At 57.6% G+C, this 507-nt stretch carries 1 pseudogene; it reads right to left on the bottom strand.

Annotation, left to right across the window (positions count from 1 at the left end):
• A pseudogene (locus tag ACTHUR_RS18680) lies at nt 1–507 on the bottom strand (lytic transglycosylase domain-containing protein); the annotation flags it as partial.

Raw genomic sequence — 507 nt, 5'->3', positions numbered from 1 at the left:
AAGCTGCGTTGTTCGCGGCTGAGGCCTGATTCCATGTCGGACAGGGTAGCGGCGGCAGAAGCGGATTTGCGTGCATCTTTGCCGATCACGCTCAACAGGCTGTATTCGGTCGCACCTTGCGCTCCACCTTCAAACGGGCTGCCCAATGCGGCGGCGAGGTTGCGTGCATCTGTGGTTTGACTGTTGCTCAACAAGCCGCGCACGCGACGCCATGCGTCGTTGGTGTTCAGACGACCTGAAGCTGCCGCACTTTCAACCAAGCGGGTACAGCCGGCAGGTAGTTTGCCGGTCACGCGAACCAGCTCGGCGGCTTTGCTGTAATTGCCGCTGCTCAAATCGGCATAACATTGCACTTCTTGGGCGACGCCGGCGGCGTTCAATTTACTGAATTCTTGACGGAACAAATCCCATTGGCCGCGCGCGCCCAAGGTTTTCAGCCATTCGTTGCGGACGTTTTCAGCCATTGCGCTGTCGCTGGCTTGGGATAAAAATTGTTGTACCCAAGCA

Source organism: Neisseria sp. P0021.S007 (assembly GCF_051956855.1).
This window is presented reverse-complemented; position numbering and strand designations above follow the sequence as displayed.